Source organism: Micromonospora sp. WMMD1120 (genome assembly GCF_029626235.1).
Lineage (GTDB): Bacteria > Actinomycetota > Actinomycetes > Mycobacteriales > Micromonosporaceae > Micromonospora.
In genome coordinates this window covers 1303745-1327937 of sequence record NZ_JARUBO010000005.1, presented here as the reverse complement: position 1 = coordinate 1327937, position 24193 = coordinate 1303745, and the positions used below count along the sequence as shown (strand labels likewise).

Here is a 24193-nt window from a genome sequence, read left to right as displayed (position 1 = left end):
AAGGGCGTTTCCCCATGGTGGACAGAAGCGACGTCGAGGCGGCCGCGACACGTGTCGGGGGGCGGGTCCGGGAAACCCCGGTGATCGCCGTGGACGGCGCCGACCTCGGTGTGCCCGGTCAGCTCGGTCTCAAGCTGGAGCTGCACCAGCACACCGGCTCGTTCAAGCCGCGCGGCGCGTTCAACCGGATGCTCCAGGGGCCGTTGCCGTCGGCGGGGGTGATCGCCGCCTCGGGCGGCAACCACGGCCTCGCCGTGGCGTACGCGGCCCGGTCGCTGGGTGTGCCGGCGGAGGTCTTCGTGCCGGTCACCGCCTCGCCGGTGAAGGTGCAGCGGTTGGCCGGGCTCGGCGCGCAGGTGCGCCAGGTCGGCCAGCACTACGCCGAGGCCCTGGCCGCGAGCACGCAGCGGGCTGCGGAGAGCGGCGCGTTGGTGGTCCACGCGTACGACCAGCCGGAGGTGGTGGCCGGTCAGGGCACCGTCGGTCGGGAGTTGGAACGGCAGGTCGACGGGATCGACACCGTGCTGGTGGCGGTCGGCGGTGGTGGGCTGGTGTCCGGCATCGCCAGTTGGTTCGACGGGTCGGTGCGGGTCGTCGCCGTCGAGCCCGAGCAGATCCCCACCCTGCACGCGGCGCTCAAGGCCGGCCGGCCGGTCGACATCGAGGTGGGCGGCATCGCCACGGATTCGCTGGGCGCCCGCCGCATCGGTGAGATCGCCTACGACACCGCCAGTCGGACCGGTGTGGAGTCCGTGCTGGTCCGGGACGAGGACCTGGTGCGGGCGCGCCGGCTGCTCTGGTCGGAGCTGCGGGTCGCCGCCGAGTTGGGCGGGGCCGCCGCGCTCGCCGCGCTCGTCGGTGGGGCGTACGTGCCGCAGCCGGACGAGCGGGTGGCGGTGATCGTCTGTGGCGGCAACACCGACCCCAGCGACCTGGGGCCGGCCGCGCCGCACTGACCTGTCACCCGCCGTCGCGCAGCCGGCGCAACGCGTGCTCCACCTGGAGGGTGTCCAGGTGGGTGTCCCCGAGCAGTCGCCGCCGGTCGGTCAGCAACCGCTCGTACTCCTCGATGGCCGCGTCGACCTGCCCGTCGAGCAGGAGCACCGCGGCCAGGGTGAACCGGATGGCGAGCACCTCGCTGCGGTCGGCGTGCCGGGGTTCCACGGTGGCCAGGGTGGCGCGCAGCTCGGCCTCCGCCTCGGCGAGCCGGCCCTGCGCCTGCATGCAGCGGGCCAGCGTGTGCCGGGCCTGCCAGGTCTCCGGTTGGTTGAGCGGCCACAACCGGTAGCGGACCTCGAGGATGGCGTGCAGCATCTCCTCGGCCTCGGCGGCGCGTTGCTGGGCGAGCACCGCCAACGCCAGGCTGTGCCGGATGATCATGGTGTCCCAGTGTTCCGGGCCCCGGACCTGGTCCTCCGCGGCGACGATCTGGCGCAACTCCGCCTCGGCCTCCGGCCACTGGCGCTGCGCCATGATCGCCTTGGTGAGTTTGTGCCGGCTGGCCAGGGTGTCGGCGTCGTCGCTGCCCAGCACCCGGGTGCGGTCCGCGATCACCTGGCGGAGCACCCGGTCGGCCATCTCCGGCTGGTTGCGCTCCAGCCAGGTGCGGCCCAGCTCGTGGCGCAGCGCCAGCACCTGTGGCCGGTCCAGGTCGTGGTCGTACGCCCCGCAGCCACGCACGATCGGCTCCAGGATGTCGTAGGCGGAGCCGGGCAGGCCGACGGCGATCAGGTAGCGGGCGGTGAGTCGGGCCAGCTCCAGCGCCCGGCGTACCGTGTCGGGGTCGTGCTTGTGTTTCTGCGGGGCGAGGTACTCCCGCACGGCCTCGACCAGGTGCGGCACCAGCACGTCCCAGTTCGCCCAGTCGGCGGGGTAGTCCGGATTCTGCCCCTCGGTGGCGGCGAGCAGCAGCTTCATGACCACCCCGTGGTATTCGGCGATCTGCTCGCGGACCTCCTCCCGGTCGCGGAACATCGCGTGCACCAGCGGGTGCAGCGACAGCACGTGCGCGAACGCCGGGTCGCTGACGTCCTCCTGCACGTCGAATTCGACCAGGGCGAGGTCGCCGATGCCCTCCAGCACCCGCACCCGCTGGGACGCGGTCAGCCCCTTGAACAGCGGCGACCCGGCCAGGATGGCCGGCTTGAGCACCACCTCGTAGGGCACCGGGGAGGTGCTCAGGCAGGCCAGCACGTTGAGCAGTGGCCGGCTCTGCCTGAGCTGGCGGCGAGCGAGCAGATCGAGTGAGATGTCGTCGACCTCACGGACGATCTCCAGGCCCAGCGACTCGTCCAGGTCGACGTCGGCGTCGGACGCGTCGCGGGGCGCCCGGAAGCGGCGCTGCACGGCGGCCAGGTAGTCGGCGAAGGTGGTGATCGTCGACGAGCCGCGCCAGACCGGGCTGGCGTTCACCGACCGCAGGTAGTTGCCGGCGGCCCGCAGGGCCAGGGGCAACCCGCCCAACTCGCGGGACAGCTCCCGGGCGTCGGCCAGGTCGCCGGCCTGCGTGCCGGCCCGGTCGATGAGCACCTGCGCGCCGGCATCGGCATCGAGCGGGCGCACCTGGTGCAGCGTCGACCAGGTGCCCCAGGTGGCCCGGTTGCCGTCCCGGCTGGTCACGATGACCATGCCGTCGTCGGCCTCCGGGCGGCGCAACCATCCGGTGCCGTCCGCCAACACCCCGTCGGTGGGGCCGAGCGAGGCGGGCTCGTCCGCGCTGTCGAAGATCAGCAGCCAGGGCTGGGCGGCCTGGTTGAGGTAGCGCCACACCAGGTCGGTGGCGCTGATCATGCCGGCCCACGCCTGGTCGACCTGGGTCTCCGACGCGCCGAGCTGGCTGACCACCTCCCGCATGCCGGAGTTGAGCCGCCCGGCCTGCACCCACCAGACCGTCCGGCCGTCGGCCCGGGCGCGGCGGGCGATCTCCAGGGCGACGTGGCTCTTACCGGAGCCGCCCATGCCGCACAGAATGTGCACCGACGGTCTGTCGTCGGCGAACTCTGCCGCTCGCACGATCTCGTTGATCAGATCGTCACGCCCGTGCAGCGGGCTGTCGAGCCGCCCGAACGGTGGATCGACGGAAACGCGACTCGGTCGGTCGTAGGCCGGCCGAGGCACGCCGACATCCTCGGGTGGAACGTCCGCAGTCAATGCGGTCCCCCTTCGGTGGCGAAATCACAATGGGCCGACGGCGGAAGATTCTGTCCGTGCGTGGACAGTCGGAGGGAATTTGCCGCGGACACCATGTCAACGGCAAGGGTATCCACCCCCGTAGTAGGTTGCACACTCTCCGTTTAGGCCGCCCGGCCAACCGAAATCGGTGCCGGCATTCGCATTTCGCGGCCGAATCCGGCCGATCCGCCGGGCCCGGCGCTCGACGGATGCCTCCACGATGGACCGATGAACTGGTCGTCAATCCAGGATGTGATCGACTGGGGTTCCGTGCCCGACTGGTTCGGCGCGGTCGGCTCGATCGCCAGCGTGCTCTTCGTGTACCTCGGGTTACGCCGGGAGATCCGCGCCCGTCGCGCCGACGACCTGCGGACCCGGGCCACCCAGGCCCGGCTGGTCTCGGCGGTGGCCGAGATCCGGGGCACGTCCGTGCTGCGGGTCACTGTGGCCAACGAGAGCGACGCCCCGGTGCTGGACGTGGCGGTCCTGGCCCGGCTCGCCGCACCCGACGACCCGGACGCCCCGCCGGTCGGGCTGGCCGCCGCGAAGCAGGTCCGCCGGGTGCCGGGCCACGACGTGCAGGACATTTTCGTGACGGTCGCGCCGGAGCACCGGTTGCGCCCGGACGACACCGTTCTGGTGGAGCTGACCTTCACCGATCACGACGGCAACCGCTGGCGCCGGGTCGGTGCCGGGCAACCCGAACCGGTGGGCTGACCAGGGCGGTGGTCCGGCGGGCAGGTCGTATCGCCGGACCACGCCCGGTCAGATGGGATAGCTGCGGGCCACCGCCAGCATCTCGGAGCTGTGCGACCCGACGACGCCGACCGCCGGCGGCCGGGGACGGAAGCCGGGCAGCGCGTCCAACCCGTCACTGGCGTCCATCGCCCGCATCGACACCCGCGCGGCGATCGGGCGCAGCGTCAGCGTCATCTCGACACCCTCCGCCGGCGGGGCGTGGAAGACCAGCCCGAAGCCCCACCTCCCGGCGCGCGGCTCCACCGGCACCGACCGCCCGGCCACCTCGGCGCGCAGCACCGTGGCTGTCGACGTGTCGACGTGCACCGTGGCGAGCCGGGCCACCCGCTGTGGGGTGAGCCGCAACCGCAGTGTGCGTTCGCCGCCCGCTGTCGTGTCGGCCAGCACCTCCAGCTTCGGCGCCGGCAGGTCCGCCGGCTGTGCCGGCCCGGCCCGCAGCTCACCGTCGCCCAGCCCGGGGAAGTCGTCGCCGACGTCGGTCACCCCGTCCACGTAGCCGTCCGTCCAGGGTTGCGGGTCGCTCTCGTGGCTGAGCCACCGGGCCTGACCGGTGTCGGCGTCCATGGCGTACATCAGATGGGTGGGCGCGGGGTGCGCGGCGTCGAACCGGTCGATGCCCAGCCCGACCCCGGCGAGCACCAGCGCCGCCACGGCGGCCGCACCGGCCGGCAGCACCGCGAGCCGCCGGGCCCGCAGCGCCAAGAGGCCGCGCTGGCCACCGGCCTGCGGGTGCAGGAGGTCGACCACCGGCAGGGCGGTCAGGCCGAGCAGCACCGCGACCAGCGCGGCCACCCCGCCCATGCCCATCCCCAGCGCCGGGAAGAGCAGCACCACCGTCGGCAGCAGGATGAGCACGCCGACGGCCGCGGCGGCCGTCACCGCCACCACCGGCCACGGCCCGGTCTGACGGGTACGCAGCGCGACCAGCCCGCCGAGGGCGCCGGCCAGTGCCGGCAGTGTCGTGAGGTACGCCCCACCGGGCACCGCGACGGCCAGGAGCACCCCGAGCACCGCCAACCAGGCGAGCCCGCCGACGGCGAGGGCGGCCGGACCGATCCGGCGGCGGGTCAGCGCGTACCAGGTGAACAGGATGGCGGCGGCCAGCGCCAGGACGGCGAGCCGGTACCAGATCGGCCGGTACGGGTCGAGCAGCTCCGCGTACCCCGGCCGGATGGTGGTGATCGCCAGCCAGAGCAGCTGGGCGGCGACCGGCGCGGCGATGATCGGCACCAGGGCCAGCCCGAAGCCGGCGGCGAGCCTGCCGGTGCCAGCCCGGCCGCCGCGGCGGGTCAGCCAGGCCAGGGCGGCCACCGCGACCACCGCGAGCAGCGCCAGCGGCACGGTGAGCCAGCCCGGGTAACGGACCAGCCCGCCCGGCACGGGGAAGTAGGTGGCGTCGTGCCCGGCGCGCAGGTCGCCCAGGTCGGTGGCGCCGAACTCCCGGGCCAGGCCCAACGCGTTGTCCCCGTGCTGCTGGAGGCTGCCCCGGTCCATCGCGGCGGGCGTGTCCAACGGGGTGTGGTAGATCGCCCCGCCGTCGATGTACGCCGAGTTCAGCCCGACGAACCTCCGGTCCAGGAACGCGGTGAAGTCGGTGTCGTTGGGCAGCGCGCGGTAGATCTCCACAGCGAACGAGGTGCCCACCGGGTGCGGGGCGGCGCGGCCGAAGATGTCCACCAGCTTCGCGTTGTTCCGGGACGTCTCGAACATGATCACCGGCCCGGTGGAGCCGCGCGCCTCCAGGTTGAGCACCACGCCGCCGTCGGCGGCGAGCGGATGGCTCGCGGCGAACGCGGACGCGCCGCAGAGGCACGCCTCCTCGGCGTCGGTGAGCACGAAGACGATGTCGTTGCGGGGTCGGGGGCCGGTGGTCAGGGCGCGGGCCACCTCCAGGATGGCCGACGTGCCGGCCGCGTCGTCGTTGCCGCCCGGCCCGGTCTGCACCGAGTCGTAGTGGGCGACCAGGAACACCCGGCCGGTCGGGTCGGTGCCGGGCAGCCGGGCCACCACGTTGCGGACGTGGGCCATCGTCGCCCCGCCCGCCGCGCCACTGAGCTGACCGGCCTCGGGCGCCACGGTGTCCTGCACCTCGGTCTCCAGGCCCAGCCCGCGCAACCGCTGCTCGATGTGCGCGCGGACCTGGTCGTTCGCCGTACTGCCGGCGACGTGCGTCCGGGGGGCGATCACCTGGACGTCCTCGTACGCCCGGCCGGCGCTGAACACGTCCGGCGGGGCGTCCGCCGCCTTCGGGGCCGGGGTGCGCAGGTCGAGCAGACTGCCCGCGCCGACGGCGGCCAACGCGGCGAGCGCCGCCGCGGCGGCCAGCAACCGGCGGCGGGGCCGGGTCAGAGCGCGGTCGGCCGGCGGTACGCCCGGGGTCGGGCGGGGCGGTCTGCCCGTCGTGGCTGGGGTGGGAGGTGCGCCCACGGGAACTCCTCGAAGGTGGTGGGGCCTGGGGTGGCACCATCCTGCCCGGGACCGGCTCCGGATGGGATGGCCGGTCCGGTTTGTCGTCCGGCGGGTGGTGACGCAGTCCATCACCGCCCGCGCCGCAGGCCTCGTGTTGTGTGCGACCGTTGTCTAATACAGGATCAGCAGGGCCATCGGAAGGAGCCCGACATCACCAGCGATCTCCCGCGTCTCGCGGCGGTGACCCGGCCGCACCGGGGGGCCGGCTCGGCCGGTTCCCCAGTCGTGCCGTACCCGCACGGCGGTCTGGCGCGGCACGCCAACCTGCCGCCGGGTGAGCGGTTGCGGGTGCTGTTGGTGGAGGACGACGAGGGCGACGCCTTCCTGGTCGGTGAGCTGTTGGCCGAGACGAACTCGATGATCGACCTGCTGGTCGCCACCAGCCTCAGCGAGGCGCGCCAGCGGATCAGCGACGTCGACTGCGTCCTGCTCGACCTGGGCCTGCCCGACGCGCAGGGGCTGGACGGGTTGCGCCAGGTGCTGGAGATGTCCAGCGGCGCCGCGGTCTGCGTGCTGACCGGCCGCTCGGACGAGCACCTGGGCATCGTGGCGGTCGCCGAGGGCGCCCAGGACTATCTGGTCAAGGGGCAGGTCGACGGGGTGTTGCTGACCCGCGCCCTGCGCTACGCCGTGGAGCGTAAGCGCGCCGACGAGAACGCCCGGCGGTTGCGCGAGGTCGAGTTGCGGCAGGCCGAGTCGGCCCGCCTCGAACGTGGCCTGCTGCCCCAGCCGCTGATGACCACGGACGAGGTGGCGGTGCACACCTTCTACCGGCCCGGCCGGCACGCCGCGTTGATCGGCGGTGACTTCTTCGACGTGGTGCAGACCCGCCCGGACCGCCTGGACCTGATCGTCGGCGACGTCTGCGGGCACGGCGTCGACGAGGCAGCGCTCGGGGTGGAGCTGCGGGTGGCCTGGCGGGCGCTGGTGCTCGCCGGAGTGCCGGACGACGAGGTGCTGCCCGCCCTGGAACAGGTGCTGATGAGTGAGCGCCGGCTTCAGGAGATCTTCGCCACGGTGGCCACCACCCGACTGGACCTGGACGCCAACCGGGCCACCGTCCGCCTGGCCGGGCACCCGCCGCCGCTGCTGCTCTCCGGTGGCCGGGTCGCCCCCGTGCCCGCGCCCGGCGGTCTGCTGCTGGGCGTACGACCCCGCCGGCCGATCGCCTACGACCTGGAGTTCGACACCGATGACTGGTCCCTGCTGATGTACACCGACGGCCTGATCGAGGGGCGGGTGGGCGCCGGCGACGAACGACTCGACGTGCCGGGGCTCAGCGCCCTGCTGGACGAGCCGGACAACCAGTCGGTGTCGCTGCCCGAGTTGCCGGCGTGGCTGGTCGGTCGGGCCGAACGGCTCAACGGCGGCGCGCTCGCCGACGACGTGGCGATGCTGCTGGTCAGCCGGGGCGGTGGCCGGTGAGGCCGGGGGTCGGCGGCTGGAGCCTGCGCCGTCGCGTCATCACCCTGCTCGTCGTCGTCGGTGTGCTGCTGCTCGGCCTGGCCGCTGCGGAGGCGGCGGTGGCGGCCCGCAACCGCACCCAGATCGACGCGGTGCTGAACCAGACCGGCCCGCTGCGGGTGCAGTCGCAGGAACTGCTCAACGCCCTGCTGGACCAGGAGACGGCGGTTCGGGGGTACGCGGTCAGCGGTGACCCGGCCGACCTGAACCCCTACCGGGAAGGGATCGAGCAGGAGAAGGACCTCGTCGCCTCGATGGGCTCGTTGCTCGACGACTACCCGCAGATCGGCACCGAACTGCGGATCGTCGAGGAGCGCTCCGCGCAGTGGCGGCAGTCGGTGGCGGAGCCGGTGATCTCCGCCACCGAGCGGAGTGGCACCGCCGCCGGGCAGGCGTTGATCAGCGAACAGGCCCGCCAGCAGTTCGACCAGTTGCGGGCGGCGGTGAACGACCTCCAGGCGGAGATACTGACCGCCCGGGAGCAGGCCGCGACGAACGTACGCACCAGCAGCAACGCGCTGGTCGTACTGTTGATCATCGCGGCGTTGGTGGTGGTCGTCGCCGGGGCGGTGCTGCTGCTCTCCCTGGACCGGATGGTCATCCGGCCGCTGATCGTGTTGGCCGACCAGGTCCGTGAGGTCGCCAAGGGCGACTACCAGCACCACATCGCCACCAGCGGCCCGCCGGAGTTCATCGGCCTCGGCGCGGACGTGGACGCGATGCGGCAGAGGATCGCCGCCGACCTGGCCGAGGTCCAGGAGGCCCGGGAACGTATCGAGTTCGTCAACGACCAGCTCCAGAAACAGGCCGAGGAGCTGACCCGGTCCAACCGTGACCTGGAGCAGTTCGCCTACGTCGCCTCGCACGACCTCCAGGAGCCGCTGCGCAAGGTGGCCAGCTTCTGCCAACTGCTCCAGCGTCGGTACGCCGGGCAACTCGACGAGCGGGCCGACCAGTACATCGCCTTCGCTGTGGACGGCGCGCAACGGATGCAGCGCCTGATCAACGACCTGCTCGCGTTCTCCCGGATCGGCCGGCTCACCACCGGTTTCGTCGAGGTCGACCTGAACCGGGTGATGGGCGACGTCGCCGGCCAGACCGAGGCCGCCCGGCAGTACGCCGACGCGGAGCTGACCTGGGGCCCGCTGCCGGTGATCTCCGGCGAGGAGCCGCTGCTCACCAACCTGCTGGTGAACCTGGTCAGCAACTCGGTCAAGTTCCGCCGCCCGGACGTGCCGTGCAAGGTGCACGTGTCGGCCCGGCTGGTGGGCGCCGAGTGGGAGATCACCTGCCAGGACAACGGCATCGGGATCGAGCCGGAGTTCGCCGACAAGATCTTCGTGATCTTCCAGCGGCTGCACTCCAAGGACGCGTACCCGGGCACCGGCATCGGGTTGGCCATCGTCAAGAAGATCGTCGAGTACCACGGCGGGCGGGTCTGGGTGGACACCGACGTGCCGGAGGGCACCGCCATCCGGTTCACGCTGCCGGCGCTCCCCGCCGACGTCGAGGCGGCTGCCGCCGCCGACGCGCAGGAGCAGCCGCAGGATCAGGAGGCGGACGGCACCACGTCCGCGGGCGATACTGCGGCCGGGCGGACGGAGCCCTCCGACGGGTCGGACCAGCCGGACCGGGTCGACGAGACGCCGGAAAGCGGTAGAACGGGTGACATGAGGGAGACGGTGGGATGACCGCGCCGGCGGACGGCAAGAGCCCGATCGAGGTCCTGCTCGTGGAGGACGACCCGGGTGACGTGCTGATGACCCAGGAGGCGTTCGAGGAGCACAAGCTGCGCAACCGGCTGACGGTCGTCTCGGACGGCGCGGAGGCGCTCGCCTACCTGCGCCGGGAGGGCCAGTACGCCGACGCGGTGGCGCCCGACCTGATCCTGCTCGACCTCAACCTGCCGCGCCGCGACGGGCGGGAGGTGCTGGAAGAGATCAAGAAGGACGAGGAGCTGCGCCGCATCCCGGTCGTGGTGCTGACCACCTCCCAGGCCGACGAGGACATCCTGCGCAGCTACCAGCTGCACGCCAACGCCTACGTGACCAAGCCGGTGGACTTCGAGCGCTTCATCTCGGTGGTCCGCCAGATCGACGAGTTCTTCGTCAGCGTGGTCAAGTTGCCGCCGCGTGGCTGACACCCTGCTCGACGACGTCGGCGACCTGCTCCGGGAGGCCGCCGACCAGGTCGTGCTGCCCCTGTTCCGCAAACTCGACGACGGCGACGTCACCGAGAAGGCGCCCGGCGAGGTGGTCACCGTCGCCGACCGCCGGGCCGAGGAGCTGCTCTCGGCCGGCTTGCGTCGGATCCGGCCCGGCTCGCGGGTCGTGGGCGAGGAGGGCGTCGCCGACGACCCGGCGTTGCTGCGGCACCTGCGCGACGACGGGGACGTCTGGCTCGTCGACCCGGTCGACGGCACCGCCAACTTCGCCGCCGGCAAACGGCCGTTCGCCCTGATGGTGGCCCTGCTGACCGGCGGCCGGCCGACCGCGGGCTGGATCCTCGACCCGCTCGCCGAGACCCTCGCGATGGGCCGGGCGGACGAGGGCACCCTGCTCAACGGCCGGCCGGTGGACAGCACCACTGCGGTGCCGGCCACCGGCGACCTGCGCGGCGCGGCGATGACCACCTTCCTGCCACCGGAGACCCGCGACCGGGTTCGCGCCGGCGGCCGGCGGCTGGGCGAGCTGCTGCCCGGCCAGCACTGCGCCGGCCGGGAGTACCTGGACATCCTCACCGGCGAGCAGCAGTTCGTCCTCTTCTGGCGCACCCTGCCCTGGGACCACGCCCCGGGCGCCCTGCTGGTCCGTGCCGCCGGTGGGGTGGCCCGCCGCTTCGACGGCGTCGACTACCACCCCGCCGACGACGGCCGCGGTCTGCTCGTCGCCAGCAGCGAGCAGGTCTGGGCCGAGGTGCACGAGGCGCTGCTCGGCTCCTGATCCGCGCGCTGCGCGATGACGCCGGAACGCTGCGTCGACATCGGGACAGCGCGCGGGGCGGAGGGCTGGTCACCGGCCCGTCGTCCGGTATCGTGACGGCGGTCTCCGCCAGCAGGCCGCCGACCGGCGCCGGCGGAGACGCCGCCCCGAAGTGGTTTCCAACCGGGGGGCCGGCGGTCGACGGAAGGACGCTTTCGTGCCCAGGACCAGGCTCAACCCGCGGCTCGGTCGCCGCGCTCTGCTCGCCCTGCTCGCCGCTGTCGCGCTGGTGCTCGGCGGCACCGCCGTGCCGGCGTACGCGGAGCCGGACGAGGGCGGCAGCAAGAAGCTGCGCGACGCGTTGGAGCTGACCGCCAAGGGGCACATCGAGGCCAAGGCCAAACTGGACAACTCCAAGCGTCGGCAGGCGGCGCTGGCCGGCGAGCTGACCGCGCTGGAGGGCCGCCTGGTGGGGCTCACCGCCCAGGTCGGTGAGGTGGCCGCGCAGTCGTACCGGTACGGCCGGCTCAACGCGGTGTCGATGCTGCTCAACACCGGCTCGCCGGAGGCGTTCCTGGAACGCGCGAACGACCTGGACCTGATGGCCCAGCGGGACAGCAAGCGGTTGCGGGACCTCACCGAGGCCCAGCGGCAGGCGCAGCAGGCCAAGGTCGCCATCGACGCCGAGGTCCGCGAGCAGCAGAAGCAACTCGCCGTGATGGCGAAGAAGAAGAAGGAGGCCGAGGCGGCGCTCGCCGAGGTCAGCTCCGGTGGCAGCAACGGTTTCAGCGGCGGCAACTCCTCCTCGGCGAAGCCGGCGCCGCGAAACTCCGACGGGTCCTGGCCGTCGGAATCCTGCTCGGTGAAGGACCCGACCACCTCCGGGTGCATCACCCCGCGCACCTTGCACGCCCTGAAGGAGACCCAGGCGGCCGGCTACAAGCGGCACGTCTCGTGCAAGCGCAGCGGGGGCGGCGGCGAGCACCCGAAGGGCAGGGCCTGCGACTTCTCGGCAGCCACCAACGGCTTCGAGGACAAGAACGCGACCGGCGGCGACAAGGCGTACGGGGACAGCCTCGCCGCCTGGCACGTGCGCAACGCGGACCGCCTGGGTGTGCTCTACGTGATCTGGTACCGGCAGATCTGGCATCCCGGCACCGGCTGGCGGGCCTACAGCGGTAGCGGCAGTCCCGCCGCATCCCACACGAACCATGTTCATCTCTCGATGTACTGACCCGGAGCCCCAGCTTCGCTGCGTACCATCGCGACGATGAGCTCCCCACCGTCCGACATAGCGGCTCCTCCGGCCCCGGAAGCGCCGGTCACCGGCCGGGCGCTGCCCAACGGCCTGGCCGCCTTCCTGGTCTTCTTCTCGAGCGGCGCCGTGCTGGTGCTGGAAACCGTCGCGTTGCGCCTGGTCGGCCCGTACGTCGGGGTGACCCTCCAGGTGACCAGCTCGGTGATCGGCATCGCGCTGGCCGCCATCGCGTACGGGGCGTGGTCCGGCGGCTGGCTGGCCGACCGGCGCGACCCGCGCGGCCTGCTGGCGCCGGCGCTGGTGCTGGCCGGCATCGCCACCGCGATCACCCTGCCCGTCGTCCGCTATGCCGGCGAGGTGCTGCGGGGCGGCGCGGCGAGCGCCATCCTGCTGCTGGTGGCGCTCGCCGTGTTCGTCCCGGCCGCGTTGTTGGCGGCGGTCACCCCGCTGGTGGTGAAGCTCCAGCTCGCCGACCTGCGCCGTACCGGCCAGGTGGTCGGGCGACTCTCCGGGATCGGCACCCTGGGCGGCATCACCGCCACCCTGCTCACCGGTTTCGTGCTGGTCGCCGCGCTACGCAGCACCGTCATCCTGCTGGCCCTGGCGATCTCGCTCGGTGTGGTCGGTATCGGTCTCGGCTGGTATCTGCGCCGGCAGCAGCCCACCGAGCTGCCCGGCCCGGCCCGGACCCGCGCCGCGCTGGCCGTCCTCGGCCTGGTCGGGGCGGGGTTGACCACTGTCGCCCCGAACCCGTGCGACGTCGAGACGGCGTACCACTGCGCCCGGGTCGTCACGGACCCGTCCCGGCCCTCCGGGCGGACGTTGCTGCTCAACTCCGCCCACCACTCGTACGTCGACCTTCGCGACCCGAAACACCTCGAGTACGCGTACACGAAATGGATCGGCGCGGTCGCCGACGTCGCCGCGCCGGCCGGTCGGCGCCTGGACGCGCTGCATCTGGGCGGCGGCGGCTTCACGGTGCCGCGCTACCTGACCGCCACCCGGCCGGGCACCGACAACGTGGTTTTCGAGATCGACGGCGGGCTGGTCGAGTTGGGCGAGCGGGAGCTGGGCGTACGCCCGGGGCCGGACCTGCGGGCGGTGGTGGGTGACGCCCGGATGCTCGTCGCCGGCGAGCCGGCGGACAGCCGTGACCTGGTCGTCGGTGACGCCTTCGGGCACCTGGTGGTGCCGTGGCACCTGGCCACCCGGGAGATGGCGGCCGAGATCCGGCGGGTCACCCGCCCCGGCGGGGTGTACGTGCAGAACGTGATCGACTACCCGCCGCTACGGTTCATCCGCGCCGAGCTGGCCACCGTGTCCGCCGAGTTCGCGCACGTCGCGCTGATCGCGCCGCCGGAGGCGCTGGCCGAGCAGCAGGGCGCCAACTTCCTGATCGTCGGCTCCGACGCGCCGCTGCCGCTGGACGCGGTCCGGGACCGGCTGGGCGAGGTGGACCCGAAGGTCAGCCTGCTCTCCGGCGCCGAGTTGACGGACTTCGTCGACGACGCGATGGTGTTGACCGACGACTACGCCCCGGTGGACCAACTGCTGGCCACCGCCTGATCGGGTGACTTTCCTGACCGATTCCGATCCTTCAGGTGTAGGCGGTCCCCGGACGGGCAACAACGGCCACCATGGGCGGTGGGGACCGGAACAGCGCGCAACTCCTCGATGAGCGGTACCGGCTCGTCGAGCAGCTCGGCGCGGGCGGCATGTCGGTGGTCTGGCGTGGGTACGACGAGGTGCTCGGCCGCCAGGTCGCGGTGAAGGTGCTGGCCTCCCGGCTGGCCAGCGACCGGGCCTTCCGGCACCGGATTCGCGTGGAGGCGCAGGCCGCCGCGCGCCTCTGCCACCCCAACATCACCAACGTGTACGACTACGGCGAGTCCGAGCAGGTCGGCCTCACCGTGCCGTACGTGGTGATGGAGCTCGTCGACGGCGCCTCGCTGGCCAACCGGCTGGGCCGGGAGGTACGCCTGCCGTGGCGGGAGGCGGTGACCATCGCCGCCGAGGTCAGCTCCGCGCTGGCCACCGCGCACGCGCGCGGTGTGGTGCACCGCGACGTCACCCCGGGCAACGTGATGCTCACCTCGACCGGCGTCAAGGTGGTCGACTTCGGAATCTCCGCGCTGGTGGGGGAGAGCGAGAAGGGGCCGGACGGCGCGCTGCTCGGCACCCCCGCGTACCTCGCCCCGGAACGCCTGGACAACGGCCAGGTCTCCCCGGCCACCGACGTGTACGCGGTGGGGCTGCTGCTCTACCGGATGCTCACCGGCCGGCTGCCGTGGCAGGCCACCACGACCACGCAGATGCTGCGGGCGCACATGTACACCGACCCGGACCCGATGCCCTCGGTGCCGGACCTGCCGGGCGAGGTGACCGAGTTGGTCGGACGTTGCCTGGCCAAGCGGCCCGCCGACCGCCCGCCGACCGCCGAGCTGGCCCGGACCCTCGCCGAGGCGGCCGGCATGCTGGCGGCGGTGCCGGTCTCGCCGGCTGCCGGACCACTGGACCCGGCCGCGTTGGCCACCGCGGGCACCACGATCCTGCCCTGGTCCGCGGCGACCGACGCGTTGCCGTACTCGCGGACCCGTAACCGGACCCGGCGGGAGCAGCGGCGTCGCCGTCGGATCGAGGCCGGGGTGGCGACCGTGGGGTTGATCGCGGTCACCGGGGCGATGTGGGGGTTCACCTCCCGCAGCCCGGCCAGCGGCGGCGACCGGCCGACCACCGAGGCTCGGATGGGTCTGCCGACGACTGTGCCCTGTGAGGTGGCGTACGCGCTGCGCAGCGACACCGGCAAGGACTTCGCCGCCGAACTGACCCTCACCAACAGCGGCAAGCAGGAGCTGCGGGACTGGACGATGAGCTTCACGTTCCCCGGCCAGCAGTCGGTCACGAAGGCGGAGCCGACGCCGGTGCAGCAACACGGCAACACGGTGCTGGTCCGGCCGGCGGCGCAGCGTGCCACCCTCGCGCCCGGCGCGGCGGAGAAGCTCACCCTCACCGGGAAGTACAGCGGCACCAATCCGCTGCCTGTCGAGTTCCGGATCGGCGACACCACCTGCGGCGTACGCGTGTCCGGGGTGGCTGGCAGCGTGCCGGCCGTGGTCGCGCCGAGCAAGGCGGCCACCACTGTGAAGGCCCCACCGAAGAAGACGACGACGGTACGCGGCGGCTCGGCCGGTGGTGCGACGAAGGCACAGCCGCCCAAGGCTCCCAAGGCGCCCAAGGCCCCCGCGAAGCCGGGCAAGGGTGGTGGTCCGGGAAAAGGGTGAAGGCTCCCGAGGGCGCCGGTAGCGCCGGCGGCCCGGGTGCGCAGGCGGCCAAGGGCCACGGTCGCGGCAGGTGACGGTCAATTCATCTCGGCGAACCGCTGCACCTGGTTGATTCCGCCCTCGACGATGAGCATCCCACCTCGCGGAAGCGCCGTGTCGTCCGCGGCGTACCGGAAGCGTTCGCCGGGCAGCTTCGCCCCGACCACGCGTACCCCGAAGCGCTGTTCCGGGCGCAGGTCGAGCAGGCTACGCCCGGCCAGGGAGTCCGGCACCCGGACGGTGGCGATGGCGAAGTCGTCGTCGAACTCGATGAAATCGAGCAGCCGGCTGACGATCAGGTGCGCGACCCGCTCACCGGTCTCCGCCTCCGGGAAGATCACGTGATGCGCGCCCACCGACGACAGGATCTTGGCGTGCTTCTGCGAGGTGGCCCGCGCCCAGATCTGCGGGATGCCCAGCTCGACGAGCGCCAGCACGGTGAGCACGCTCGCCTCCACCGAGGCCCCGATGGCCACCACCGCCCGCCCGAAACTCGCGATGCCCAACTGGCGCAACGCTCCCTCCTCGGTCGAGTCGGCCTGGACCACCCGGTCCAGCTGCGCCGACCAGCGCTGCACCTGCGCCGGGTTGCGGTCGATGGCCAACACCTCCCGGTTCATCCGGCTGAGCGAACCGGCCAGGTGACACCCGAAGCGACCCAGCCCGATCACCACCACACCGCGACTGTCCGCACGTCCAGCAGACACTTCGACCCCCTCGCTCCTAGCCGACGATTGGTTGTTCCCGCGGATAGCGGTAGAGCCGGCGACGGGTGTTGAGGGCGATCGCCGACCCGAGGGTGAGCGTCCCCACCCGGCCGATGAACATCAGCAGGGTGAGGGCCAGTTGTCCGCCGGCCGGCAGCTCGGCGGCCAGGCCAATGCTCAGGCCGGTGGTGCTGAACGCCGAGGTGACCTCGAACAGGGCCGCGACGAAGCGGACGCCCTCGGTGAAGAGCAGCAGCGTCATCGTCCCGGCCGTCACCAACGCGACGCTGAGCAGCGCCACGGTGACCGCCTGCCGCTGACTGGCGGTGGCCACCCGGCGGTGCCCGACCGTCACGTCCGGCTCGCCCCGCAACTCCGCCCAGATGGTGAACGCCAGCAGGAAGAACGTGGACACCTTGATGCCGCCGGCCGTGCTGGCGCTGCCCCCGCCGATGAACATCAGCACGATCAGCAGGGGATAGCTCTCCTCCTGCAGGGCGGCGACGTCCAACACGCTGAAGCCACCGGTCCGGCTCAACGCGATCTGGGTGAACGACGCGAGAATCTTTCCGGGTACGTCGTACCGGCCGATGGTGCTCGCGTTCGTCCACTCGGCGGCGAGCAGGCCGGCGGAACCGACGAGCAGCAGCACCACGCTGCCCCAGATGGTCAGCTTGGTCGCCACCGCCCATCGGGCCGGCACCCGCCACTCACGGACCGCCTCGAACAGCGCGGGGAACCCGAGCCCGCCGACGATCGCGCCGAGCGCCAGCGGCAGCGACACCCACGGGTCGCGGCTGAACGCCAGCAGGCCGTCGGAGTAGAGCGCGAACCCGCCGTTGTTGAAAGCCTGCACGGCGTGGAAGAGGCCCGACCAGAGAGCCCGCCCCGGCGGGTAGTCGTAGCCCCACCAGAGCCGACCGGCGACCACCGCCGTCATCACCGCCTCGCAGGCGAAGACGGTCACCGCGATCCGGCGGAGCAACCTCCCCACGTCACCGATGCCGAACTCCGCCGTCTCCGCCTGCACGAGCAGCCGGTTGCGCAGCCCCAACTGACTGGAGACCACGAGGATCACCAGCGCCGCGACGGTGAGGATGCCGAGCCCGCCGAGCTGGGTGAGCATGGTGATCACCAACAGACCCCAGCCGGACCAGTAGTTCGGCGTGTCGGTGATCGCCATCCCGGTGACCGACACCGCCGAGGTGGCCGTGAAGAGCGCGGTGACCACCGGTGGGCGCTGGTGTTCGACAGTCGACCAGCGCGTCATGAGCAGACCGGCGCCCAGCAGGATCGGCACCAGGAAGGCGAACGGCACCAGCCGCACGGGATTGCGGAGAAACCGGCGCACCAGACAATCTTCCTTACCGGCCGCCACCCCCGAGTGGGAACGGGCATTCCGGAGATTCATCTGCCGGCCAGCCATCGACCAACTCCTGGCCAGGAACGGACGGTCTGCTTACCCGGATCACCGACGACAGGAGACGGCGTTGCGACGTACCCTCTCGACCCTCGGCGTGGCCGGCGCGCTGCTCGCCGCCGCCGTGGTCGTGCCGACAATGGCCGCCGCCGAGCCGGCCCACGACGCGGACCGTGCACGGGCCGCCGACCGACCCATCGTTATCGGTCACCGGGGCGCCAGCGGCTACCGACCCGAGCACACGCTCGAGGCGTACCGGCTGGCGATCCGGATGGGTGCCGACTACGTCGAGCCGGACCTGGTCTCCACCGCCGACGGCGTCCTCGTCGCCCGGCACGAGAACGAGATCTCCGGCACCACCGACGTGTCGGGCCGCCCGGAGTTCGCGGCCCGCAAGGCGACGAAGACCATCGACGGCGTCGCGGTGACCGGATGGTTCACCGAGGACTTCACCCTCGCCGAGCTGAAGACCCTGCGGGCCAAGGAGCGCCTGCCGCAGGTACGGGTGGCGAACACCGCCTTCGACGGCCGTTTCGAGGTGCCCACCCTCCAGGAGGTCATCGACCTGGCCCGGACCGAGGGGCGGGCACGGGGCCGGACCATCGGCATCTACCCGGAGACCAAGCACCCCAGCTACTTCGCCTCGATCGGCCTGCCGTTGGAGGCGCCGCTGCTCGCCGTGCTGCGGCAGAACAAGCTGGACCGGAAGAACGCGCCGGTCTTCATCCAGTCCTTCGAGACGGCCAACCTGCGCCGGTTGAGCCGGCTGACCGACGTCAAGCTGATCCAACTGCTCGACGCCACCGGTCGTCCGTACGACTTCACCGCCGCCGGGGACCCCCGCAGCTACCAGGACCTCGCCACGCCGGCAGGGCTGAAGTGGATCGCCGGGTACGCCGACGGGATCGGGGCGAACAAGAACCTGATCGTGCCGCGCGACGCCGCCGGCAACCTGCTCGCCCCGACGAACGTGGTCCGGGACGCGCACCGCGAGCGGCTGCTCGTGCACTCCTGGACGTTCCGGGCCGAGAACCAGTTCCTCCCGGCGGGCCTCCGGATCGGCACCGACCCGAACGCGCGCGGCGACATCACCGCCGAGTACGAACTCTTCCTCGGCCTGGGCCTGGACGGCGTCTTCAGCGACCACCCGGACACCGCCGTCGCCGCGCGCGCCGGCCGCTGACCAACCGCGAACCTCGGCGCGGGGCCGATCCGCTCCGCGCCGACCACCGGGCCGATCACGCCCGGCCCACACGCTGGCCCGTCGTCCGCCACCCGGACGGCGGGCCAGCGGCACGTCAAGGGCATGCCACTGACGGGGATCACGCGTTGCGGTTCGGAGATCGCACTCGATCCAGGAAGTAGTGGCTTTACGGCCATCCGAGACCACTACATCGAGGATCGAGCAGGACCTTGCGGGTGTGAGATGGAGGGAAGGCAACAACATCAGGGATATGGCGGCAATCTTGGTTGCCCGGGCATCGAGGATGCCAACCCGGCGGGGCGATGCTGCTGGGCGCGCCATCGCGACGTAGCTGCTCCGGCGTCGAAGTGGCAGTGTCGGTGCCCTCGTGCCGATCAGGGTCGTCTCTAGCGGAAGAAGTAGAAAGAGCCGCCGCCCGCTTCGATCTCCGACAGAGAGGTGTACCGCAGCTGGAAGCTCGGTAAGGCGTCTCGGCGGCCAGCACCCCGAACCGAAATCGCTCCCGGGCTTGATCTTCCTCGCGTTGCCGCCGGATCCGCGCACGATCCTGCGGTCTAGCAAGGGCTCAGCGGTTGGACCAACCGGGCGAATGGCGCGGGGCGACACACGGGCACCCTGGTCCGTGGGGGTTTGGGCCATCGGGAGCGAGGGCCCTCGGGTGAGAACGCGGTCCGTTGTAACCCCGGGCCACCTCGTTCCTGTTACTTGTGTGTTTCCGCCACATAGCTCGTGGGTGACGTCACTTCTACCGTGGGCCGTCACGAAGAAGTTTCTCTCCCTCCGAGTCCTCATGTGGAGTCGCAATGACGGTCCGGACGACGCGGCGGGTGTTCCTCTCCGCCGCCACGATGATGGCCGCGGCGTTGGCCGCCACGGCCTGTGGCAGCCCGCAGGACACCGCCACCGGCGGCGGCGACAGCGCCGCGCCGGTCAAGGTCGGCCTGGTGTACTCCCAGTCGGGTGCCCTGGCCAGTTACGGAAAGCAGTACATCGAGGGGTTCAGGGCGGGGCTGGACTTCGCCACCAAGGGCACCGGCAAGGTCGGTGACCGGACGATCGAGGTGACCGAGGTCGACGACGCGGGCGATCCGGCCAAGGCGGTCTCCGCGGCGAAGGACCTGATCGGTAAGGGCACGAAGATCATCGCCGGCTCCACCGCCTCCGGGGTGGCGCTCCAGGTCGCGCCGATCGCGGCGCAGAACAAGGTGCTCTTCATCTCCGGGCCGGCCGCGACCGACGCGGTGACCGGCGCGAACAAGTACACCTTCCGTTCCGGCCGGCAGTCGTACCAGGACGTGGTGACCGCCAAGTCGTTCATCGGCGACCCGACCGGCAAGAAGGTGGTGGTCTTCGCCCAGGACGGCGCGTTCGGCGACGCCAACGAGGCGGCCGTCAAGACCGTCATCGGCGGCGCGGGGGCCACCGTGAGCAGCGTCCGGGCTCCGGCCAGCGCCACCGAGTTCACCCCGTTCGCCAGCCAGATCAAGGCCGCCAAGCCGGACCTGCTCTTCGTCGCCTGGGCCGGCACCACCGCCCCGGCCATGTGGCAGACCCTCGACCAGCAGGGCGTGCTGTCCTCCACCACCGTCGTCACCGGTCTGGACATCCGGGCGTCCTGGCCGACCTTCGGCGCCGCCGGCGCGAAGATCTCCTTCCTGTCGCACTACTTCGACGGCGCCAGCGACACCGAGGCCAGCAAGGCGCTCAAGGCCAAGGTGAACACCATCGACCTGTTCCACCCGGACGGCTTCGCCGCCGCCCAGATGGTGGTGCGGGCCGTGCAGGAGGGCGGCGACGACGTCGACAAGATGGTCACCGCGCTGGAGGACTGGAGCTTCGACGGGGTCAAGGGCAAGATGACCATCCGCGCCGCCGACCACGCGCTGCTCCAGCCGATGTTCCAGGCCAAGCTGACCGGCAGCGGCACCGACTTCACGGCCACCGCGCAGAAGAGCCTCACCGGCGACGAGACCGCGCCACCGGCCGTGGCCATGAAGGGCTGAGACATGCTCGCCACCCGCGGTCTGACCTGGCGGATCGGTGAGGTCGCCATCGTCGACAGCGTCTACCTCGACCTGGCGCCCGGGGAGTTCCTGGGCGTGATCGGGCCGAACGGCGCCGGCAAGACCTCACTGTTCAACCTGATCACCGGCCTGCGCCGGGCCACGGAGGGCCGGATCACCCTGGACGGGCAGGACATCGGGGCGTTCCCGCCGCACCGGCGGGCCCGCCTCGGACTGGGCCGTACCTTCCAGGCGTCCTCGGTCTTCGGCTCGCTCAGCGTGCGGGAGAACGTCCGGCTCGCCGTGCAGGCGCACCGCGGGGGCTCGATGGCGCTGTGGCGACGGGCGGCGGCCGACCGCGGGGTCGCCGCCGCCGCCGACGCGGCGCTCGACCGGGTCGGCCTCGCCCACCGGGGTACGGCGCTCGCCGGCACCCTCGCCCACGGCGAGAAGCGCAAGCTGGAGATCGCGCTGCTACTCGCCGGCGAACCACGGGTGATGCTGCTGGACGAGCCGATGGCCGGGGTCAGCGCCGAGGACGTACCGGAGCTGGTGGCCGTCATCAGGTCGTTGACCGGCGACAGCGGCCGGTCGGTGCTGATGGTCGAACACCACATGGACGTCATCCTGGAGCTGGCCGACCGGATCGCCGTCATGCACCACGGCGCGCTGCTGGCCTGCGACACCCCGGAGACGGTGATGGCCAATCCGACGGTGCAAGAGGCGTACCTGGGGGAATCGCTCTGATGGAACCCATTCTCACGGTGGAGGACCTGTCGGTCCGGATCGCCGGGCTGCACATCCTCCAGGGGGTGTCCTTCACTGTCGCCCCGACCGGCGTGACGGTCCTGCTCGGGCGCAACGGCGTCGGCAAGAGCACCACGCTGCGCGCGATCGTCGGCCTTACCCCGCCCGCCGGAGAGGTCCGCGGCACCATCCGGATGGGCGCGCAGAGCCTGCTGGCCCGGCCCACCCACCGGCTGGTCCGTGACGGGCTCGGCTACGTACCCGAGGACCGGTGCGTGTTCGCCGGCCTCACCGTCGCCGAGAACCTGCGGCTCGCCGAACGGCGGGGCAGCGCCCCGGCGTACGACAAGGTCTTCGCGCTCTTTCCCGAGCTGGACCGGCGCGGACGGCAACGGGCCGGCTCGCTCTCCGGCGGTCAGCAGCAGATGCTCGCGATCGGTCGGGTGCTGCTGAACGACAACCGGCTGCTGCTCGTCGACGAGCCGACCAAGGGATTGGCGCCGAAGGTGGTGACCGAGGTGGCCGAGGTGGTGGAACGGGTCGCGGAGTCGGTGCCGGTGCTGCTCGTCGAGCAGAACCTGGCAGTGGTGCGGCGGCTGGCCCGCGACGCCGTGGTGCTCTCCGCCGGCAAGGTGGCCTGGACCGGCGATGCCGGTGAGCTGCTGTTGGAGACGGCGCTGACCAAGTCGCTGCTCGGCGTCGGCTCGGCGGAGGTGAGTCACTGATGGGGACCGTGATCCTGTTGGCGTTGACCGGGCTGGGCCTGGCGGCGCTGTACTTCCTGGTCGCGTCCGGCCTGTCGCTGGTCTTCGGCCTGGCCGACGTGCTCAACTTCGCGCACGGGCTGTTCCTCGGCGTCGGCGCGTACGGCACCTGGTGGGCGGCGGGCAACCTGCCGGGCGCCGGGTCCCACGGGTTGGGTTTCGTGCTCGCTGTCGCCTTCGGGGTGGCCGCCGGCACGCTGGTGGCGGTGCTGGTCGAGTTGGTGCTGATCCGCCCGCTCTACTCCCGCACCATCGAACAGGTGCTGGTCACCGTCGGTCTCTCGCTGGCCGGGGTGGCGCTGCTCCAGGCCACCTGGGGTGCCGACGCCCGACCGTTCCCGCGCCCCGACTGGACCCGGCAGGTGACCGGGATCCTCGGCGCGCAGGTGCCGAACGGCGGCCTGCTGCTGATCATCGCGGCGGTGCTGGTGCTCGGCGCGATCCTGGCGTTCCTGCGCTGGACCCGGTACGGCCTGGTGATCCGCGCCGGAGTGGAGAACCGGGAGATGGTGACCGCGCTCGGCATCGACGTGCGCAAGGCGTTCACGCTGGTCTTCGCGATCGGCGGAGCGGCGGCCGCGCTCGCCGGGGCGCTCGGCGGGGTCTACTTCGGCACCGTCTCGCCCGGCCAGGGCGGCTCGCTGCTGATCTTCGCGTTCATCGTGGTGGTGATCGGCGGGATGGGCTCGGTGGTCGGCTCCGCGTACGCGGCGGTCGTGGTCGGGCTGGTGCAGCAGTTCGTCAACTACTACGGCACGTCCGGGCTGGGCGACATCTGCGTGGTCGGGCTGCTGGCCGTGGTGCTGCTGCTGCGTCCGCAGGGCATCGCCGGAAAGGTGGCAACGGCATGACGGTGATCGACGCTCCTCCCGCTCGGGTGCCGGACGAGCTGACCCCGCAGCGGGGGCGGTGGCACCGGGTCCGTCCGTTCCTGCCGCTCGTCGCGTTGGCAGTGCTCGCGATCCTGCCGTACTCGACGATCACGGTGCCGGGGATCTTCGACGGGCCGGTCAACTCACCCGGCACCCTGCAACTGCTCGCCATCTGCCTGATCTTCGGCGGCTTGGCCGCGGGCTACGACCTGCTCTTCGGCCGGACCGGGATGCTCTCCTTCGGGCACGCGCTCTACTTCGCGGCCGGCGTGTACGGCACCGACATCCTCGTCACCCGCGCTGGCCTGCCGCTGTGGCAGGCGGCGTTGCTGACCGTCACCGGTGGCACGATCCTCGCCGCGCTGCTGGGCGCGGTGGCGCTGCGTACGGTGGGCATCGCGTTCGCCATGGTCACCCTGGCCTTCGCCCAGGTGGGCGCGATCCTGGTGGCGCGGGACTTCGGCGGCCTGACCGGCGGCGAGGAGGGCCTGCCGCTGGACGTGTCCGGGCTGCCCGCCGGGCTGGTGGGGGTGGCCAACACGGTCAACCTGTACTGGTTGGCGCTGGCGTACCTGACGCTCGTGGTCTTCGTCGTGCACCGGGTGAGCGGATCGCCCACCGGTCGGGTGCTCGCCGGGCTCCGCGACGACGAGCGGCGGATCGGCGTCCTCGGCCTGGACCCGTACCGCTACAAGCTGGTGGCGTTCACCCTGGCCGGCGGGCTGGCGTCGGCCGGCGGGGTGGTGTACGTCCTGATCGTCGGCGGTGCCTCACCGCACATCACGTCGTCCGAGCTGACCCTGTCGCTGCTGGTCATGGTGGTGCTCGGCGGGCCGGGCACCCGCTGGGGGCCGGTGCTCGGCGGTGTCCTCTACATGTACCTGGACCACCGGCTCACCGCCTTCGGCGCCAGCGACGCGGTGAACGACCTGCCGGCCGTCCTCAGTCGTCCGCTGAGCCAGCCGCTGTTCGTCCTCGGCACGGTGTTCATCCTGGCCGTCTACTTCTTCCCCGGTGGCCTGGCCAGCCTGGCCCCCCGCCTGACCCGCCCCCGCCCACCCCGCAGCTAGCCCCCACCCCCCACCCCCCACCCCCGCCCCACCCCCACCCCCCG

General features: G+C 72.1%; 19 protein-coding genes. 15 read left to right on the top strand and 4 right to left on the bottom strand.

Features of this window, described 5'->3' with window-relative positions; translation table 11 throughout:
• The first annotated feature begins 14 nt into the window (after nucleotides 1–14).
• Entirely contained in the window at nucleotides 15–956 is a 942-nt protein-coding gene (locus O7634_RS06295) for a threonine/serine dehydratase (RefSeq protein WP_278149205.1), read from the top strand.
• A 4-nt stretch (nucleotides 957–960) separates the two neighbouring features.
• Here O7634_RS06295 and O7634_RS06290 read toward each other — a convergent pair whose 3' ends face one another.
• On the bottom strand, nucleotides 961–3117 hold the full coding sequence (locus tag O7634_RS06290) for a tetratricopeptide repeat protein (RefSeq protein WP_278149204.1): 2157 nt from the start codon (nucleotides 3115–3117) through the stop codon (nucleotides 961–963).
• A 282-nt stretch (nucleotides 3118–3399) separates the two neighbouring features.
• On the opposite strand from O7634_RS06290, the gene O7634_RS06285 reads away from it, so the two are divergent.
• Nucleotides 3400–3888 (top strand): hypothetical protein, encoded by a 489-nt coding sequence (locus tag O7634_RS06285; RefSeq protein WP_278149203.1) that lies wholly within the window; start codon nucleotides 3400–3402, stop codon nucleotides 3886–3888.
• A 48-nt stretch (nucleotides 3889–3936) separates the two neighbouring features.
• On the opposite strand, the gene O7634_RS06280 is transcribed toward O7634_RS06285, so the two are convergent.
• Nucleotides 3937–6357 carry a M28 family peptidase gene (locus tag O7634_RS06280; protein WP_278149202.1) on the bottom strand — a complete coding sequence of 807 codons (2421 nt, stop codon included), beginning with the start codon at nucleotides 6355–6357 and terminating at the stop codon, nucleotides 3937–3939.
• A gap of 267 nt (nucleotides 6358–6624) precedes the next feature.
• On the opposite strand from O7634_RS06280, the gene O7634_RS06275 reads away from it, so the two are divergent.
• From O7634_RS06275 to O7634_RS06245, 7 genes are all read left to right on the top strand, one after another.
• Entirely contained in the window at nucleotides 6625–7824 is a 1200-nt protein-coding gene (locus O7634_RS06275) for a fused response regulator/phosphatase (protein WP_278149201.1), read from the top strand.
• Nucleotides 7821–9554, top strand: a complete 1734-nt coding sequence (locus O7634_RS06270; protein WP_278149199.1) for a sensor histidine kinase — start codon at nucleotides 7821–7823, stop codon at nucleotides 9552–9554. The genes O7634_RS06275 and O7634_RS06270 overlap by 4 nt, the downstream gene beginning before the upstream one ends.
• Complete coding sequence (locus tag O7634_RS06265) at nucleotides 9551–10003, top strand: response regulator (RefSeq protein ID WP_088950306.1); 453 nt, start codon at nucleotides 9551–9553, stop codon at nucleotides 10001–10003. Before O7634_RS06270 ends, O7634_RS06265 begins: the two co-directional genes overlap by 4 nt.
• Nucleotides 9996–10805, top strand: a complete 810-nt coding sequence (locus O7634_RS06260; RefSeq protein WP_278149198.1) for an inositol monophosphatase — start codon at nucleotides 9996–9998, stop codon at nucleotides 10803–10805. Before O7634_RS06265 ends, O7634_RS06260 begins: the two co-directional genes overlap by 8 nt.
• Nucleotides 10806–11001: 196 nt before the next feature.
• Complete coding sequence (locus tag O7634_RS06255) at nucleotides 11002–12018, top strand: hypothetical protein (protein WP_278149197.1); 1017 nt, start codon at nucleotides 11002–11004, stop codon at nucleotides 12016–12018.
• 36 nt (nucleotides 12019–12054) lie between these two features.
• Nucleotides 12055–13608, top strand: a complete 1554-nt coding sequence (locus O7634_RS06250) for a fused MFS/spermidine synthase (protein WP_278149196.1) — start codon at nucleotides 12055–12057, stop codon at nucleotides 13606–13608.
• A 71-nt stretch (nucleotides 13609–13679) separates the two neighbouring features.
• Complete coding sequence (locus O7634_RS06245; RefSeq protein ID WP_278149195.1) at nucleotides 13680–15323, top strand: serine/threonine-protein kinase; 1644 nt, start codon at nucleotides 13680–13682, stop codon at nucleotides 15321–15323.
• A gap of 77 nt (nucleotides 15324–15400) precedes the next feature.
• Here the strand turns inward: O7634_RS06245 and O7634_RS06240 are convergent, their stop codons facing one another.
• The gene (locus O7634_RS06240) at nucleotides 15401–16033 is read right to left on the bottom strand and encodes a TrkA family potassium uptake protein (protein ID WP_278153884.1); all 633 of its coding nucleotides are present in this window, start codon (nucleotides 16031–16033) and stop codon (nucleotides 15401–15403) included.
• A gap of 52 nt (nucleotides 16034–16085) precedes the next feature.
• On the bottom strand, nucleotides 16086–17420 hold the full coding sequence (locus O7634_RS06235; protein ID WP_278149194.1) for a potassium transporter TrkG: 1335 nt from the start codon (nucleotides 17418–17420) through the stop codon (nucleotides 16086–16088).
• A 139-nt stretch (nucleotides 17421–17559) separates the two neighbouring features.
• Here O7634_RS06235 and O7634_RS06230 point away from each other — a divergent pair, with 139 nt between their 5' ends.
• From O7634_RS06230 to O7634_RS06205, 6 genes are all read left to right on the top strand, one after another.
• On the top strand, nucleotides 17560–18672 hold the full coding sequence (locus O7634_RS06230; protein ID WP_278149193.1) for a glycerophosphodiester phosphodiesterase: 1113 nt from the start codon (nucleotides 17560–17562) through the stop codon (nucleotides 18670–18672).
• Between the two features lie 824 nt (nucleotides 18673–19496).
• Nucleotides 19497–20696, top strand: coding sequence for a substrate-binding domain-containing protein (locus tag O7634_RS06225; protein ID WP_278149192.1), 1200 nt, complete (start codon nucleotides 19497–19499; stop codon nucleotides 20694–20696).
• Nucleotides 20697–20699: 3 nt separating this feature from the next.
• Nucleotides 20700–21443 carry an ABC transporter ATP-binding protein gene (locus O7634_RS06220; protein WP_278149191.1) on the top strand — a complete coding sequence of 248 codons (744 nt, stop codon included), beginning with the start codon at nucleotides 20700–20702 and terminating at the stop codon, nucleotides 21441–21443.
• Nucleotides 21443–22168: an ATP-binding cassette domain-containing protein gene (locus O7634_RS06215; protein WP_278149190.1), complete on the top strand. Its 726-nt coding sequence runs from the start codon at nucleotides 21443–21445 to the stop codon at nucleotides 22166–22168. Before O7634_RS06220 ends, O7634_RS06215 begins: the two co-directional genes overlap by 1 nt.
• Nucleotides 22168–23058, top strand: coding sequence for a branched-chain amino acid ABC transporter permease (locus tag O7634_RS06210; protein WP_278149189.1), 891 nt, complete (start codon nucleotides 22168–22170; stop codon nucleotides 23056–23058). The genes O7634_RS06215 and O7634_RS06210 overlap by 1 nt, the downstream gene beginning before the upstream one ends.
• Nucleotides 23055–24149, top strand: coding sequence for a branched-chain amino acid ABC transporter permease (locus tag O7634_RS06205; protein ID WP_278149188.1), 1095 nt, complete (start codon nucleotides 23055–23057; stop codon nucleotides 24147–24149). Before O7634_RS06210 ends, O7634_RS06205 begins: the two co-directional genes overlap by 4 nt.
• The last annotated feature ends 44 nt before the right edge of the window (nucleotides 24150–24193 follow it).